13 protein-coding genes are annotated in these 15525 nt (G+C 65.1%); 4 read left to right on the forward strand and 9 right to left on the reverse strand.

The window, feature by feature from the left end; translation table 11 throughout:
• Positions 1-35: 35 nt before the first annotated feature.
• The 5 genes from HHA01_RS05600 to HHA01_RS05620 are packed head-to-tail and all read right to left on the reverse strand — an operon-like array spanning position 36 to position 6012.
• Positions 36-263, reverse strand: a complete 228-nt coding sequence (locus HHA01_RS05600) for a formate dehydrogenase subunit delta (RefSeq protein WP_141318581.1) — start codon at positions 261-263, stop codon at positions 36-38.
• Positions 264-273: 10 nt separating this feature from the next.
• Positions 274-1101 (reverse strand): formate dehydrogenase accessory sulfurtransferase FdhD, encoded by an 828-nt coding sequence (gene fdhD, locus HHA01_RS05605; RefSeq protein WP_141318583.1) that lies wholly within the window; start codon positions 1099-1101, stop codon positions 274-276.
• Positions 1098-3968, reverse strand: coding sequence for a formate dehydrogenase subunit alpha (gene fdhF, locus HHA01_RS05610; RefSeq protein ID WP_141318585.1), 2871 nt, complete (start codon positions 3966-3968; stop codon positions 1098-1100). The genes fdhD and fdhF overlap by 4 nt, the downstream gene beginning before the upstream one ends.
• Before the next feature lie 20 nt (positions 3969-3988).
• On the reverse strand, positions 3989-5521 hold the full coding sequence (locus HHA01_RS05615) for a formate dehydrogenase beta subunit (protein ID WP_373862937.1): 1533 nt from the start codon (positions 5519-5521) through the stop codon (positions 3989-3991).
• Positions 5521-6012 carry a formate dehydrogenase subunit gamma gene (locus tag HHA01_RS05620; RefSeq protein WP_141318589.1) on the reverse strand — a complete coding sequence of 164 codons (492 nt, stop codon included), beginning with the start codon at positions 6010-6012 and terminating at the stop codon, positions 5521-5523. The genes HHA01_RS05615 and HHA01_RS05620 overlap by 1 nt, the downstream gene beginning before the upstream one ends.
• A gap of 130 nt (positions 6013-6142) precedes the next feature.
• On the opposite strand from HHA01_RS05620, the gene HHA01_RS05625 reads away from it, so the two are divergent.
• Positions 6143-7204 carry a substrate-binding domain-containing protein gene (locus tag HHA01_RS05625; RefSeq protein WP_141318591.1) on the forward strand — a complete coding sequence of 354 codons (1062 nt, stop codon included), beginning with the start codon at positions 6143-6145 and terminating at the stop codon, positions 7202-7204.
• A 38-nt stretch (positions 7205-7242) separates the two neighbouring features.
• Here the strand turns inward: HHA01_RS05625 and HHA01_RS05630 are convergent, their stop codons facing one another.
• Positions 7243-8727, reverse strand: coding sequence for a Na+/H+ antiporter NhaC family protein (locus HHA01_RS05630; RefSeq protein ID WP_141318594.1), 1485 nt, complete (start codon positions 8725-8727; stop codon positions 7243-7245).
• Positions 8728-8919: 192 nt separating this feature from the next.
• A complete protein-coding gene (locus HHA01_RS05635) occupies positions 8920-10296 on the reverse strand; it encodes a glutamine synthetase family protein (protein WP_141318597.1) in 1377 nt (458 codons plus the stop codon).
• Between the two features lie 244 nt (positions 10297-10540).
• Between HHA01_RS05635 and HHA01_RS05640 the strand changes: the two genes are divergently transcribed.
• From HHA01_RS05640 to HHA01_RS05650, 3 genes are read left to right on the forward strand one after another with little or no spacing between them, the layout of a single operon-like run.
• The gene (locus HHA01_RS05640) at positions 10541-11308 is read left to right on the forward strand and encodes a gamma-glutamyl-gamma-aminobutyrate hydrolase family protein (RefSeq protein ID WP_141318599.1); all 768 of its coding nucleotides are present in this window, start codon (positions 10541-10543) and stop codon (positions 11306-11308) included.
• A 31-nt stretch (positions 11309-11339) separates the two neighbouring features.
• Positions 11340-12740: an aspartate aminotransferase family protein gene (locus tag HHA01_RS05645; RefSeq protein ID WP_141318601.1), complete on the forward strand. Its 1401-nt coding sequence runs from the start codon at positions 11340-11342 to the stop codon at positions 12738-12740.
• Entirely contained in the window at positions 12737-14296 is a 1560-nt protein-coding gene (locus HHA01_RS05650) for an aldehyde dehydrogenase (RefSeq protein WP_141318603.1), read from the forward strand. The genes HHA01_RS05645 and HHA01_RS05650 overlap by 4 nt, the downstream gene beginning before the upstream one ends.
• Positions 14297-14339: 43 nt before the next feature.
• Here HHA01_RS05650 and HHA01_RS05655 read toward each other — a convergent pair whose 3' ends face one another.
• Positions 14340-14891: a cupin domain-containing protein gene (locus tag HHA01_RS05655; protein WP_141318637.1), complete on the reverse strand. Its 552-nt coding sequence runs from the start codon at positions 14889-14891 to the stop codon at positions 14340-14342.
• A gap of 72 nt (positions 14892-14963) precedes the next feature.
• Positions 14964-15491, reverse strand: a complete 528-nt coding sequence (locus HHA01_RS05660) for a DUF421 domain-containing protein (RefSeq protein ID WP_170214839.1) — start codon at positions 15489-15491, stop codon at positions 14964-14966.
• Between the last annotated feature and the right edge of the window lie 34 nt (positions 15492-15525).

A 15525-nucleotide genomic window follows, 5' to 3' on the forward strand; every position in this document is an offset into this window, starting at 1 on the left:
AACCGGGATGGCTATCGGCAGAACGAGTGACTTATTCACGACGCCTGGCGTCGTTGCTCCGCCAGCTGTTCGACGGCCTGGCGGGCGATGGGGGTGAAGTCGCCGTCGGCATCATCCAGGTAGCTGATGATGCGTTCCTTCATGCTGCGCGCCCAGAATTTTTCCAGGTGATTCTTGACGCCGGTGGCCGGGTCGCTGGAACTCTGGAGGTTGTGGGCGATCTGATTGGCCATGTGAATCAGGGTATCGCGTTGGTCGGACATGGAGAGCTCCTCAAGCGTGCTGCAGGGCAGGTGATGGCTGGCTGACGGGACGGTGATAGACCAGGTGACGCCCCGGTCGTGCGAAGCCGATCAACAGCAGGTCGGCGGCCCGCGCCTGCTCGACCGCCAGGCTGGTGGCCGCCGAGACGGAGACCAGGGCGCCGATGCCGGCGCTGGCGCACTTGTGCACCATCTCGTAGCTGGCGCGACTGGACACCAGGGCAAAGCCTTCCTGTCGGTTCGTGCGCTGGCGGGCGAGGGCGCCGATCATCTTGTCCAGGGCATTGTGACGGCCGACATCCTCGCGGGCGATCTGTACCTCGCCATCCTCATCGCACCAGGCGGCACCATGGCTGGCACCGGTGGCGGACTGCGCCGGCTGGTGATCGCGCAGGCGTGACAGGGCATGCTGGACGGTAGCGTCATCGAGCTGCGGGGGGCTGACCCTCGGGATCGGCCGGATGGCCTGCTCCAGCGACTCGGCGCCGCACAGGCCGCAACCGGTCTTGCCCGACAGGCTGCGGCGACGTTGCCGCAGCTCGGCCATGCGCTGGCTGGCGATGTCCAGGTGCAGGGCAATGCCGTCTGCTTCCTGGTGAAGCGTCAGGTCATACAGCTCGTCGGGATGCCCGAGGATGCCCTCGGTCAGGCTGAAGCCGAGGGCGAAGTCCTCCAGGTCGACGGGACTGGCCATCATCACGGCATGCGAAATGCCGTTGTAGACCAGTGCCACCGGTGTCTCCAGCACCAGGTCGTCATCATGAACATCGGCCTCCCAGGCCGGCTCGCGGTGCTCCTCCACCACAAACCGGCCCGACCACGCCGCCTCCTCCGTCACTGCGTGACCCCATGCGCCACCGGTTCACGGGCGGAATCGAGGTATTCGCGCTGTGCGCGATCGAAGTCGTCGTAGCGCTTCTGCCAGGCCGAGGGCTGGCTGACCTTCTCTACCTGTACCGCCGTGACCTTGTACTCGGGGCAGTTGGTGGCCCAGTCGGAGCTGTTGGTGGTGATTACGTTGGCACCACTGCCCGGGTGGTGGAAGGTGGTATAGACCACCCCCGGCTGCATGCGCTCGCTGAGCCGGGCGCGCAGCACCGTCTGGCCGGAGCGGCTGGTAATGCCCAGCCAGTCGCCATCGCTGATGCCGCGCATTTCCGCATCCGAGGGATGGATATCCAGGACGTCCTCGTCGTGCCAGTTCTGGTTGTCGGTGCGTCGCGTCTGAGCGCCGACGTTGTACTGGGAGAGAATGCGCCCGGTGGTCAGCAACAGCGGGAAGCGCCGGTTGGTGCGTTCCTCGGTGGCCACGTACTCGGTGATGGCGAAGCGTCCCAGGCCGATCGGGAAGTCGAATTCGTGCATGGTCGGCGTGCCCTGCGGATGCTCGTCATTGCAGGGCCACTGCAGGCTGCCGAGTTCCTCGAGCTTGTCGTAGCTGACGCCGGTGAAGGTCGGCGCCAACTGCGCGATCTCGTCCATGATCTCCGAGGGATGTTGATAGTCCATCGGATAGCCCAGGGCACGCGCCAGGTCGACGGTGATCTCCCAGTCTTCCTTGCCGGCGCGGGGCGGCATCACCTTGCGCACCCGGTTGATGCGCCGCTCGGCATTGGTGAAGGTGCCGTTCTTCTCCAGGAAGCTCGAGCCGGGCAGCAGCACATGGGCGTACTTGGCGGTCTCGTTGAGGAAGATATCCTGCACGATCAGGCAGTCCAGCGAGGTCAGGGCCGCTTCGACGTGCTGAGTATTGGGGTCGGACTGCGCAATGTCCTCGCCCTGCACGTACATCGCCTTGAAGGTACCCTCGATGGCCGCATCGAACATGTTGGGAATGCGCAGGCCGGGCTCGTCGTCGATGGGCACGCCCCAGACGTTCTCGAAGCGGTTGCGGGCTTCGTTGTCGGCGACATGCTGGTAGCCCGGCAGCTCATGGGGGAAGGAGCCCATGTCGCAGGAACCCTGGACATTGTTCTGGCCGCGCAGCGGGTTCACGCCGACGCCTTCGCGGCCGATGTTGCCGGTGGCCATGGCCAGGTTGGCGATGCCCATGACCATGGTCGATCCCTGGCTGTGCTCGGTGACGCCCAGACCATAGTAGATGGCGCCATTGGGAACGCTGGCATAGGTGCGCGCCGCCTGACGGACGGCTTCCGGCGATACGCCGGTGACGTTCTCGACGGCCTCCGGCGAATGGCGCTCCTCGCTGATGAAGTCGCGCCAGGTCCGGTAGGCCTCGGTGTCGCAACGCTCGGCGATGAAGTCATGATCCTCGAGCCCTTCGGTCACCACCACGTGGCCCAGGGCATTGACCAGCGCCACATTGGTGCCCGGACGCAGCGGCAGGTGCTGAGCGTCGCCGCGATGCGGTGTGTCCAGCAGGTCGATGTGCCGCGGGTCGGCGACGATCAGGCTGGCCCCTTCGCGCATCCGGCGGCGCATCTGGGAGGCGAACACCGGGTGGGCGTCGGTGGGGTTGGCGCCGATGACGATGATGGCATCCGACTTCATCACCGAGTCGAAGGTCTGGGTACCGGCGGACTCGCCGAGGGTGGTCTTCAGGCCATAGCCGGTGGGCGAGTGACAGACCCGGGCACAGGTATCGGTGTTGTTGTTGCGGAAGGCGGCGCGGATCAGCTTCTGCACCAGGTAGGTTTCCTCGTTGGTGCAGCGCGAGGAGGTGATGCCACCGATGCTTTCGCGGCCGTACTTCTCCTGGGTGGCCGTGAGGCGTTCGGCGGCGAAGCCGATGGCTTCTTCCCAGCTGACCTCGCGCCAGGCTTCCTCGATGGAGTCGCGAATCATCGGGGTGGTCAGGCGATCCTGGTGGGTCGCATAGCCGAAGGCGAAACGGCCCTTGACGCAGGAGTGGCCGTGATTGGCGTCACCGCCCTTGTAGGGCACCATGCGCACGACCTCGCTGCCCTTCATTTCGGCCTTGAAGGAGCAGCCGACGCCGCAGTAGGCGCAGGTGGTGATGACGCTGTGATCCGGCACGCCCTGCTCGACGACGCTCTTTTCCATCAGGGTGGCGGTCGGGCAGGCCTGGACACAGGCGCCGCAGGACACGCACTCGGAGTCCATGAAGTCTTCCATCTGGCTCGGCGAGACCTTGGAGTCGAAGCCGCGGCCGTCGATGGTCAGCGCGAAGGTACCCTGGACCTCCTCACAGGCGCGCACGCAGCGCGAGCAGACGATGCACTTGCTGGGATCGAAGCTGAAGTAGGGGTTCGACTCGTCCTTTTCGGCGTCGAGGTGGTTCTCGCCGGCGTAGCCGTAACGGACTTCGCGCAGGCCCACGGCGCCGGCCATGTCCTGCAGCTCGCAGTCGCCGTTGGCGGCACAGGTCAGGCAGTCCAGCGGGTGGTCGGAGATGTACAGCTCCATGACATTGCGGCGCAAACGAGCCAGCTTGGTGTTCTGGGTCGTGACCTGCATGCCGGCTTCCACCGGCGTGGTGCAGGAGGCCGGATAACCACGCTTGCCCTCGACCTGAACGGCACACAGGCGGCAGGAGCCGTAGGCTTCGAGGTTGTCACTGGCACACAGCTTGGGGATGTTGATATCGGCAAGCGCCGCGGCGCGCATCACCGAGGTGCCCTCGGGTACGGTGATCTCCACGCCATCGATTTCCAGACTGACGTGGTTCTCCGACAGCCGGGCGGGCGTGCCGTAATCCTTGTTGGGGTCGTAATAGCCGAGCATGGCGTTCTCTCCCTCAGCGCTCAACGCTGCAGGTCGTCAGGAAAATGGTTGATCACACTCTTCACCGGGAAGGGCGTCATTCCGCCCATGGCGCACAAGGAGCCGTCTTCCATGGTTTCGCAGAGTTCTTCGAGCAGTTCCAGGTTGGCGGCGCGATCCTGGTTGGCGACGATGCGGTCGATGACTTCCACGCCGCGGGTCGAGCCGATGCGGCAGGGCGTGCACTTGCCGCACGACTCCACCTTGCAGAACTCCATCGAGAAGCGCGCCTGCTCCGCCATGTCGACGCTGTCATCGAACATCACCACGCCGCCGTGGCCCACGCCCGCACCGACTTCGGCGAAGGTCTCGTAGTCCAGCGGCATGTCCCACTGGCTGTCGGGCAGGTAGGCACACAGCGGACCGCCGACCTGTACCGCCCGCAGCGGTCGCTCGGTGAAGGTGCCGCCGCCGAAGGACTCCATGACCTCGCGCAGGGTGGTGCCGAAGGCCAGCTCGATCAGGCCGCCGTACTTGACGTTGCCGGCCAGCTGAATCGCCAGGGTGCCGCGGGAACGGCCCATGCCGAAGTCGGCGTAGGCCTGACTGCCCCGCGCGAGGATGTAGGGCACGGCGGCCAGCGAGAGCACGTTGTTGACCACGGTGGGGCAGCCGAAGAGGCCGACGATGGCCGGCAGCGGCGGCTTGTAACGCACCATGCCGCGCTTGCCCTCGAGGCTTTCGAGCAGCGAGGTTTCCTCGCCGCAGATATAGGCGCCGGCGCCGAGGCGGACCTCCAGGTCGAAGTGCCGGCCGCTGCCCCGGATGTCGGCCCCCAGGTAGCCGGCCTGCTCGGCGCGGGCGATGGCCTCGTCGAGGATGCGCTTGGCCAGCGGGTATTCGGAACGCAGGTAGATGTAGCCCTGGGTGGCGCCCACCGCCAGGCCGGCGATCGCCATGCCTTCGATCAGCATGTAGGGGTCGCACTCCATCGCCAGGCGGTCGGCGAAGGTGCCGGAGTCGCCTTCATCGGCATTGCAGACGATGTACTTCTGCTCGCCGGCGGCGTCGTGCACCGTCTGCCACTTGATGCCGGTGGGGAAGGCCGCGCCGCCCCGGCCGCGCAACCCGGATTCCTTGACCTCGTCGACGATGGCCTGGCCACTCATCGCCAGGGCATTTTCCAGGCCCTGGAAGCCTTCCAGGGCGCGGTAATCGTCCAGCGACAGCGGGTCGGTGACGCCGATGCGCGAGAAGGTCAGACGCTGCTGACGGGCGAGATAGGGAATCGCGTCGGTAGGACCGCAGGCCAGGGCATGGTCGTCATTTCCCTCCAGCATGCCGTCATCCAGCAGGCCGGGAACGTCACCAGCGCTGACCGGGCCATAGGCGACGCGCCCGGAGGCTGTCTCGACCTCGACCATGGGCTCCAGCCAGGCCAGCCCGCGGGAGCCGTTGCGAATCAGCTGGATGTCGCTGCCCCGGGTACTGGCTTCGGACTCCAGGCGTTCGGCCACGGCATCGGCACCCATCGCCAGCGCCGTGGTATCACGCGGCACATAGACACGGACCATTATTTGACCTCCAGCGGCACGGTGCGCATGTCCTCGACCAGGCGGTCGAAGCTTTCCGTCGTGACACGCCCGTGGACCTGGTCATCGACGCTGATGGATGGCCCGCAGGCACAGTTGCCCAGGCAGTAGACGGCTTCCAGGGTAATTTCCCGGTCACGGGTCGTCTGGTGATAGTCGATCTCGAGGCTCGTCTTGGCGTGGGCTTCCAGCGTGCGCGCGCCCAGAGCCTGGCAGGCCTCGGCGCGACAGATGCGCACCACATGGCTGCCCGGCTGCGAGGTACGGAAATGGTGGTAGAAAGTGATGACACCGTGCACCTCGGCGCGCGTCATCAACAGGGATTCGGCGAGCTGGGGCACGGCCCCCTCCGGCACGTAGCCGACCCTGTCCTGTATGGCGTGAAGAATGGGCAGAAGGGCACCGGGCTTGTGCTTCAGGGCGTCGATCTCGTCCTGGATCAGCTGCGGCGTCCAATCGGCGGATGTGCTCATCGGACATCACCTGATGGTTGTTGTCGTCTATATAGGCACGCTCTTTCATATTTTAGCAGTTGAGCGTGCGTCACGGTTGCATTAAAGCTAGCATTGGATGGCCACTTTCAAAATATGAAACTTGCATCATATGAAGCGCATACGCATCACGCCGGCCTGGTATTTCAGCGACGAGGCGGGCAATCAACTGGACCCTCAGGTGTTCGTGCTGCTGGAAGGCGTGCATCGTCATGGCAAGCTCACCGAAGCCGCGCGGATGGCCGGCGTTTCTTACCGCCATGCCTGGAACCTGCTCGGCAAGTGGCAGGAGTTCTTCGGTATCAGCCTGGTCGAACTGCAGCGCGGCAAGGGGGCGCATCTGTCGCCGCTCGGGGAGAAACTGCTGTGGGCCGAGCAGCGAGTCATCGCGCGCCTGGGTCCGCAGCTGGAAAGCCTCGGCTCTGAGCTCAACCTGGCCATCCAGCAGACCCTGGAAGGCGTGAAGCCGGTACTGCGCCTCTATGCCAGCCACGGCTATGCCGTGGAGCTGCTGCCGGAATACCTCGATGAGCTGCGCCTGGACCTGCAATATTGCAGCCCCCGCGAGGCGCTGGTCGCCCTGAACCGGGGTGCCTGTGACCTGGCCGGTTTCCATCTGCCCCAGGGCGCGGTCGGGACGCGCCTGGCGCGGGGCTATCGACATCTGCTCAAGCCGCGCAGCCATCGGGTGCTGCGCTTCATCACGCGGCGTCAGGGGCTGATGCTGCGACCGGGTAACCCCTGCGGGGTTCAGGGGCTGGAGGCGCTGGTCGAAGGGCAGGCGCGCTTCATCAACCGCCAGCCCGACTCCGGCACCCGCGCCCTGCTGGATGGGCTGCTGCGTGATGCCGGGCTGTCATTCCGCCACATTCGGGGCTACGAGCTCGAGGAATATACCCACTCGGCGGTGGCCGCCTATATCGCCGCCGGCATGGCCGATGTCGGCTTCGGTGTGGAGGCGGCGGCGCGGCGCTTCGGGCTGGATTTCGTGCCGCTGGCCAGCGAGGACTATCTGCTGGTCTGTCACCATCGCAGTCTGAGCGAGCCGAGGCTCGAGAGCTTTCGGGAGGTCCTGGCGAGTGACGCCTTTCAACAGGCGGTGTCGGCATTGCCGGGCTACAGCCTGAATCGCTGCGGCGAGGTCGAAGGCGTCGAGGCGCTGATGGCGGGGTGAGCCTGGCCACGCTCAGTGCGAGCGTGGCCATGGGAGGCTCAGCCAAGGACGAAGCCGAGGGCCAGAAAGCCGGCGGCGGTCACCAGTGCGCCCAGCAGGGCATAGGGAAACTGCGTCAGGCCGTGTTGCATGGGCAGGCAGCCGCTGCCCTGGGCGGAGAGGACCGACGAGTCCGAGAAGAAGCAGGCATGGCTGCCGAAGCTGGAGGCTGACAGCAGGGCGCCCACCACCAGCGGCATCGAGGCATCCAGGTGTTGCGCCATGGGCACCACGATGGGGATCGAGATCACGAATACGCCCCAGGAGGAGCCGGTGGCGAAGACCACGACCGCCATGGACAGGAACACCAGGGCCGGCAGCAAGGCCTTGGTCAAGTAGGGGGCAAGCGCGTCGATCATGAACTGCGTCATGCCCAGCTGGTCGTTGATCTCGCGCAGCACGAAGCCCACGGCGACGATGGCGAGTGGCAGCATCATGGTGCGGAAGCCGTCCATGATGGCGTCCATCAGGGTGTTGAAGGTCGCCAGGCGCTGGATGAGATACAGGCCCAGGGTGAACAGCGTGGCCACGATCACGCCCTTGAGCAGGTCGATCTCGAAATAGGCGCTGGCGCCGATCAGCACCGCCATGGGCGCCAGGAAGTTGAATACGCCGACCCAGGGACGTCCACGCGGGGCGTCATCATCGGAGAGCGTCTTGTCCGGTGCGCCATCGGGGATCGGCTGCCCCTGCTTCGCCCGTGCCTCGGCGGCCTTCATGGGCCCCATGTCGGGCAGCAGCCCCAGGGCGACCAGGACCACCAGTCCCATGGCGACCCAGCCATAGAGCATGAAGGGGATCGACTGGATGTATAGCCACATCCCCGAGCCCTCGGTGGCGGAGTTGGTTTCCAGCAACTCGGCGAAGTAGACCGCCCAGGTCGACAGCGGCACCAGAATGCAGATCGGCGCCGCCGTGGAGTCGACGATGTAGGCCAGCTTTTCGCGTGACACGCCGAAGCGGTCGGTCAGGCGTTTCATGGCCGCCGAGGTCGCCAGGGCATTGAGGTAGTCGTCGATGAAGATCACCACGCCCAGTGCGGCCGTACTCAGCAGCGACTGACGGCGGGTCTTGACCAGGCGTGTCAGGCAATGACTGAAGCTCAGCGTACAGCCGGAGATTTCCAGCATGGCAATGAAGCCGCCCATCAGGCCGCAGACCAGAATCAGCCAGGCGATGGTTTCATTCGACATCACCGACAGGGAAATACTGGCCAGCTCGCCCACGAAGTCATCGGGCTGAAGCATGATCAGGCCGCAGATCGCGCCGATCGCCAGGGCCTCTAGGGTTCGATGGGTGGTGATGGCGACGATCAACACGATCAGGGAGGGCACGAGGCTGGCCCAGCCATAATCGCTGGCATCCTGATGGGTCAGCGTCAGGCTGGTGACGGTGGCCAGTATGCCGACGATCAGCAGCAGGGTGCGCCCCGTGCCGCGTTTCAGCGGCAGGCTGGGGGCGAAAGGATGGGGTGACTGGCTCATTGGAGGCCTCCTTCGGCATGCAGGGAAAGCCGTTGTGCCATGGTCGAGGCGTTGCAGTTTGTCATTGTCATCTTGCCTGTCCTCTGGGGTGGGTGAGTGAAAAGAAGGTCGGGGCAGCGGTTTCATGACACAGGGGCCCCGGCCCGGCCGCCTGCGCGGCCGGGAGTCAGGGAATTGCCGGGGAGAAAACGGTCAGACGTGCCGCAAGTACCAGTCGTATTCCAGCTTGCTGACCGATTGCAGGCTCTGGTCGCGCTCGGCACGGCGATTGGCGATGAAGACGCGCAGGAAGTCTGGTCCCAGTGCCTCGGCCAGTGGTTCGCTGTGTTCCAGAAGGTCCAGTGCCTGGCGCCAGCTGTTGGTCAGTGACGGCGCAACCTGGTCGTAGGCATTGCCGATGATTGCCGGCGGCGGTGTCAGGTGCTGGTGAAGGCCGTGGTCGATGGCGGCGAGCAGGGTGGCCACCAACAGGTAGGGATTGACGTCAGCGCCGGCCACTCGATGTTCGATGCGCCTTGCCCGGTTGTCGCCGGAGGGGATGCGCACCGCGACGGAGCGGTTGTCGTAGCCCCAGGTCGGCGCCATGGGCACGTAGAGGCCCGGCTGGAAACGCTTGAAGGAGTTCAGATTGGGGGCGAGCAGGCCCATCGAGGCGGGCATGGTGTCCAGCAGGCCGGCCACGGCGCGGCCGAGTTCCGGCGTGCCGAGCGGCGCCCCGTCCTCATCGGCAAAGATGTTGCGGCCGGCCTCGTCGAGCAGGCTGATATGCACATGAGTGCCGCTGCCGGCCTCGCTGCCGTAAGGCTTGGCCATGAAGGTGGCCTCGAAACCGTGCTTGAGGGCCACGCCCTTGATCAGACGCTTGAGCAGCACGGCGCTGTCACAGGCCGTCAGCGCGCTGTCGCAGTGCAGCAGGTTGATCTCGAACTGCCCCGGGGCGCATTCCTTCAGGGCGGTGTCCAGCGGCAGCCCCTGGGTGTCGGCGGCCGCTTGGATGGCTTCGAGGAAGTCGGCGTATTCATCCAGTTCGTTGATCGAGTAGAGCTGGCTTTGCGTGGCCCGTTCCTGGCTGCATGGCGATAGTGGCGGCTGGATCACGCCCAGTTCGTTGCGCTGTCGGTCGACCAGGTAAAACTCCAGCTCCAGGGCCACGACCGGTGTCAGCCCGGCCCGCCGGAAGCGTTCGAGCACACCATCCAGGACCTGACGGGGATCGGCGAAGAAGGGCCGGCCGTCGGCTTCCGACATGCTCATCAGCAGTTGCGCCTGCCGACCGTCGCGCAGCCAGGGGCTCGGCATCAGACTGCCGGGTACCGGGTGGCAGACACGGTCGCCATCGCCGGTCTCGAGTCCCAGGCCGGTTTCCTCGATGGTATTGCCATGAATATCCAGTGCAAAGACGGAGGCAGGCAGGTTGACCCCGTCACGGTAGACCTTTTCGAGATTCTCCCGGGGAATGCGTTTGCCGCGCAGCACGCCGTTCAAGTCGCTGATCAACAGATCGATCGTGGCGATCTCGGGATGCTGCTCGAGAAAGGCTGTGGCTTCATCGACGGAATCGGGTGACATGTGGCACCTGCTGGAATCGGGTTGTTGATGATGGTGTCATTCTTGGATCAACAATCGCTGTTGTCAAATATTTTATACCAGCGCTCATGGGTCGCAGCCAGAGTATGTGCTTTGATCGTTTAGTATCAGTGAGTTATGTAGATGGTTGGTAGGCCGGGTGATCACGATTTGGCAAGACCGTTCAAGCCGTGTATGTTGATTAAAGCATAACAAGCGTGCTCTCGATTCGATCAAGGAGGCTATCATGCCGACGCGTCCTCTGGTGGGCGTCATCGCCTGTCGCCGTGAGGTGGAGGGGCATCCATCCCACATGGTCACCGACAAGTATTTGAGCGCCCTGCGCGACTACGGGCTGGCACCGGTCATGCTGCCGGTCTGGGAGGATATCTCGCCGGCAGAGGTGGCGGCCCTGACCGGCCGTCTCGATGGCCTGGTGCTGACCGGCAGCCACACCAATGTGGCGCCTCAGCGTTACGCGGCCGAGCGGATACCCGAAAACACCCGGGCGGATCATGATCGCGACAGCCTTGCCATGGCGCTGGTGTCGGTGGCGCTGGAGCGCGACCTGCCCTTGCTGGGCATCTGTCGAGGCTTCCAGGAGATCAATGTGGCGCTCGGTGGCAGCCTTTACCAGGCCGTGCAGAACCAGCCGGGCAAGCTCGATCACCGCGAACCGGAAGGCGACAAGGCAAGCCGCTATGCGCCGGCGCACGATCTGGCTATTCGGCCGGGGGGCGTCCTGGCACGGCTCTTCGACGGTGAGCAGGCGCGCGTCAATTCGCTGCATCAGCAGGGGATCGATCGCCTGGCCGAGGGTCTCAGGATCGAAGCCGTGGCACCCGATGGCCTGGTCGAAGCCGCATCGGTGACCGGGGCCAGGAGCTTCGCACTGGCGGTTCAGTGGCACCCCGAGTGGCAGCCCGGGACGCATGCCCTCTACGACGCCATCTTCCGCGGCTACGCCAGGGCCTGTGAAGCGCATCAAGGTCAGCTGACCGAGGCGTCAATCTGACATCACCGTATGGCGAATGGAGGGTATCAGCATGCTGACCCACGAATATCAGGCTCGGGATGGTGCCCATCACCTGCACCCCTTCACCGATTTCAAGGCGCTGGCTGACCAGGGCAGTCGCGTCATCACTCATGGTGAGGGAGTCTACATCCACGACAGCGAGGGCTATCGCATCCTCGACGGCATGGCCGGCCTGTGGTGCATGAACCTCGGCTATGGCCGCCGTGAGCTGGTCGAGGCGGCAACCGCGCAGCTCGAACAGCTCCCTTACTACAATACCTTCTTCAAGACCACGCACCCGCCGGCCGTACGCCTGGCCGAGAAGCTGTGCGCTCTCGCACCGCCACATATCCAGCATGTCTTTTTCACGGGCTCGGGTTCCGAGGCGAACGATACCGTGCTGCGCATGGTGCGTCGCTACTGGGCCCTGAAGGGGCGACCCGAAAAACACTGGGTCATCGGGCGAGAGAATGGCTATCACGGCTCCACCCTGGCCGGCATGAGCCTGGGCGGCATGGCGCCAATGCATGGTCAGGGTGGCCCCTGCGTGCCGGGCATCGCCCATATCCGCCAGCCTTACTGGTTTGGCGAGGGGCGCCTCGACGAGGCGCATGGCATGTCGCCGGAGGCGTTCGGGCAGGCCTGTGCCGCGGCGCTGGACGACAAGATTCGTGAACTGGGCGCCGAGAATGTGGCGGCTTTCATCGCCGAGCCCGTGCAGGGCGCCGGTGGGGCCATCATGCCACCCGAGAGCTACTGGCCGGCGGTCAAGGCGGTACTGGCGAAATACGATATCCTGCTGGTCGCCGATGAAGTGATCTGTGGCTTCGGGCGGCTCGGTGAGTGGTTCGGCAGCCAGCACTATGGCCTGGAACCCGACCTGATGCCCATCGCCAAGGGGCTGTCTTCCGGTTACCTGCCGATCGGCGGTGTGCTGGTGGGAGAGCGCGTCGCCGAGACATTGATTGAAGAGGGGGGTGAGTTCTTCCATGGTTTTACCTACTCGGGACACCCGGCCTGTGCCGCCGTGGCACTCAGGAACCTGGAACTGCTCGAAGCCGAGGGGATCGTCGACCGGGTGCGTGACGACCTCGGCCCTTATCTGGCCGAACGCTGGGCCAGCCTGGCCGATCACCCCATCGTCGGCGAGGCCCGTTCCCTGGGGCTGATGGGCGCCCTGGAACTGGTGGCCGACAAGGCAACCGGGCAGCGCTTCGACAAATCGCTGGCGGCCGGTAATCTGTGCCGTGACCTGTGCTTCACCAGCGGCCTGGTGATGCGTTCGGTGGGCGATACCATGATCATTGCGCCACCGCTGGTCATCCGTCGGGAAGAAATCGATGAACTGGTGGAGCTGGCGCGCCACGCTCTGGACGAGACCGCCCGCCGGCTGACGCGCACCGCGCAAACACAAGAGGAGCCATCCGCATGAACGTTCAATCTTCGCCGCTCGCCGCATCGGTGCCCGAGACCCATGCCGACTGGCAGGCGCTGGCCGAGCGGCTGCAAACCGAAAGGGGCTTCGAGACGCGGGCCTATCTGGACAATGACTTCGTCGCTGCCGTCAGCGGGGAGACGCTCACGACCATCAATCCGGCGACCGGCGAGCCGCTGGCCGAGGTCGCCAGTTGTGACGTGGCGGATGCCGAGGCGGCGGTGACGGTGGCGCGTCGCGCCTTCGACGGCGGCGCCTGGTCACGCCTGGCACCGGGCGAACGCAAGGCCGTGCTGCTGCGCCTGGCCGACCTGCTCGAGACGCATCGCCACGAGCTGGCCCTGCTCGACAGTCTGGACATGGGCAAGCCGGTTTCCAGTGCCCTGGGTGACATGGCCGGTGCCATCGGGTGCATTCGTCATCATGCCGAGTCCATCGACAAGCTGTATGGCGAAGTGGCCCCGACCGGCGAGGACAGTCTCGGCCTGGTGCTGCGCGAGCCGCTGGGAGTGGTGGCCTCCATCGTACCCTGGAACTTCCCGATGATGATGACCGCCTGGAAGATCGGCCCGGCGTTGGCCGCCGGCAATAGCGTCATCCTCAAGCCCTCGGAAAAGTCGCCGCTGTCGGCGTTGCGCCTGGCCCAGCTGACCCGTGAAGCCGGGTTGCCGCATGGCGTCTTCCAGGTGCTGCCAGGCTTCGGCCATACGGTGGGCAAGGCGCTGGCCTTGTCGATGGAAGTCGACTGCCTGTCCTTCACCGGCTCCACCGGCGTGGGCAAGCAACTCATGCAGTATGCCGGGCAATCCAACCTCAAGAAGGTCTACCTGGAGTGTGGCGGCAAGAGCCCCAATCTGGTGTTTGCCGACTGCAAGGATCTGGAGCGGGTAGCCGAGCATGCCGCCGCCGCCATCTTTCACAACCAGGGCGAGGTGTGCATCGCCGGTTCGCGACTGCTGGTCGAGAACAGCATTCGCGAGGCCTTCGTCGACAAGGTGCTGGCGGCGGCCGAACGCATGCAGCCCGGTGATCCGCTGGATCCGGCCAGCTTCATGGGCGCCATGGTCGACCGGGCACAGTATCAGCGTGTGCTCGACTATATTCACCGGGGCGTGGAAGAGGGCGCCGCGCTGCGTGCCGGTGGCCAGGTCGAGGCCGGCGACGGGCTCAACGGTCAAGGGCTCTTCATCCGGCCGACGGTCTTCGATGGCGTCACCGGTGGCATGGCCGTGGGTCGCGAGGAAATTTTCGGGCCTGTGCTGGCGGTGTTCGGCTTCGATACCGAGGAAGAGGCGCTGCGGCTGGCCAACGACAGCGACTATGGCCTCGCCGCAGGCGTCTGGAGTCAGGATATCGATCGCATCATGCGGGTTTCCCGGCGCCTGCAATCCGGCCAGGTCTTCGTCAACAACTGGGCCGACATGGATCAGACGGTGCCCTTCGGGGGTGTCAAGCAGTCCGGCAATGGCCGCGACAAGTCCCACCATTCGCTGGAAGAGTATTCCGACCTGAAGACGGTTTGGATGACGTTGACCCCCACCTCCTCCCTCTGAGGGCCGGTTGCTTTGTGTGTTGCGCCCTGGGCCGGCGTCGGCGTCAGAAGCTGCGCGCCGGAGTGGCGCAACTGACCAGGCGGCAGGCAACTTCGCCGATGTTGCGGAAGCGGTGGGGGACATTGGTGTTGAAGTAGTAGGCTTCGCCGGTGCCCAGCACACGCGTGCTGCCGCCAATGGTAATCTCGATTTCGCCTTCCAGCACGATGCCGGCCTCCTCGCCCTGGTGGGCGATCATTTCACGGCCGGTATCGGCGCCGGGCGGGTAGGTCTCGACCATGAAGCCGAGCGCCCGGTTTGTGCGATTGGCGCCCACCAGCTTGTAAATCACATCGCCACTGCCCACGTCGGCAAGTTCTTCCGCCGAGTAGAACACCTGGTCACGGCTTTCCAGGTTCATGGTGAAGAAATCGCCGACGCTCATGGGAATGGCGTCGAGGATCTTCTTCAGTGAGCTCACCGATGGGCTGACCTTGCCTTGCTCGATCAACGACAGGCTGGAGTGGGTCACGCCACAGCGCTTGGCGAGTTCCCGCTGGGATATGTTGCGCAGGTTGCGCAGGGCCCGCAGGCGCGCACCGACATCGTCGGCCATGGTGTCTTCCTCGGTGGTCGTCTCGGTCATGTCGTTGGCAATGAGTCGCTTGAGTGGGATGAGTGGCGGGTGTCAGTGGCGCACACCCTGTAATATCCAGGCATCGCGCGGGATCGGGGTGCCGTGGCCGTGGAGCACGCGCAGCCCGCCGGTGCCTTCCATGATGATCGCCTGCACGCTCTGCGGGTCGATGACGTTGGCCGCGCGCATGGCGGTGCGCAGGTCGTCCTCGGTGACCCGGGCGCAGTCCATGTTGTCCCACAGGATCTCGCCGCCCGCCTGCATCAGCAGGATGGGCGGCGAATCGATGGTGCGCCGCACGGCATCCCGGCGGCGGCGCCACCCGGAGACCAGGAGTTGAAGGGCGTAGAGGGTGATCAATCCCACCAGGCCGGATGGGAGGGCGCCGGGGCCCGTCACCACCGTCGAGGCCATGATCGAGCCGATGGCGATGGTGGCGGCGATATCGAAGGACGACAGCTGGGCAAAGCTGCGCACGCCGCACAGCTTGGCCAGCACCAGGATAAGCAGGTACATGGCCAGCGTCGTGCCCATGGTCTGCAGCATTTCAATCATTGCCGAGGGCAGCTCGCCTGCCATGAGACCTTCCTCCATGCTCGCCCTGGTAACTCGG

This window comes from Halomonas halmophila, from assembly GCF_006540005.1.
Lineage (GTDB): Bacteria > Pseudomonadota > Gammaproteobacteria > Pseudomonadales > Halomonadaceae > Halomonas > Halomonas halmophila.

What these genes read in the sequence shown, in the direction of transcription:
- HHA01_RS05600 (WP_141318581.1), bottom strand. Translation starts at nt 263, where the DNA reads ATGTCCGACCAACGCGATACCCTGATTCACATGGCCAATCAGATCGCC.
- fdhF (WP_141318585.1), bottom strand. Translation starts at nt 3,968, where the DNA reads ATGCTCGGCTATTACGACCCCAACAAGGATTACGGCACGCCCGCCCGG.
- HHA01_RS05615 (WP_373862937.1), bottom strand. Translation starts at nt 5,521, where the DNA reads ATGGTCCGTGTCTATGTGCCGCGTGATACCACGGCGCTGGCGATGGGT.
- HHA01_RS05620 (WP_141318589.1), bottom strand. Translation starts at nt 6,012, where the DNA reads ATGAGCACATCCGCCGATTGGACGCCGCAGCTGATCCAGGACGAGATC.
- HHA01_RS05625 (WP_141318591.1), top strand. Translation starts at nt 6,143, where the DNA reads ATGAAGCGCATACGCATCACGCCGGCCTGGTATTTCAGCGACGAGGCG.
- HHA01_RS05630 (WP_141318594.1), bottom strand. Translation starts at nt 8,727, where the DNA reads ATGAGCCAGTCACCCCATCCTTTCGCCCCCAGCCTGCCGCTGAAACGC.
- HHA01_RS05635 (WP_141318597.1), bottom strand. Translation starts at nt 10,296, where the DNA reads ATGTCACCCGATTCCGTCGATGAAGCCACAGCCTTTCTCGAGCAGCAT.
- HHA01_RS05640 (WP_141318599.1), top strand. Translation starts at nt 10,541, where the DNA reads ATGCCGACGCGTCCTCTGGTGGGCGTCATCGCCTGTCGCCGTGAGGTG.
- HHA01_RS05645 (WP_141318601.1), top strand. Translation starts at nt 11,340, where the DNA reads ATGCTGACCCACGAATATCAGGCTCGGGATGGTGCCCATCACCTGCAC.
- HHA01_RS05650 (WP_141318603.1), top strand. Translation starts at nt 12,737, where the DNA reads ATGAACGTTCAATCTTCGCCGCTCGCCGCATCGGTGCCCGAGACCCAT.
- HHA01_RS05655 (WP_141318637.1), bottom strand. Translation starts at nt 14,891, where the DNA reads ATGGCCGACGATGTCGGTGCGCGCCTGCGGGCCCTGCGCAACCTGCGC.
- HHA01_RS05660 (WP_170214839.1), bottom strand. Translation starts at nt 15,491, where the DNA reads ATGGCAGGCGAGCTGCCCTCGGCAATGATTGAAATGCTGCAGACCATG.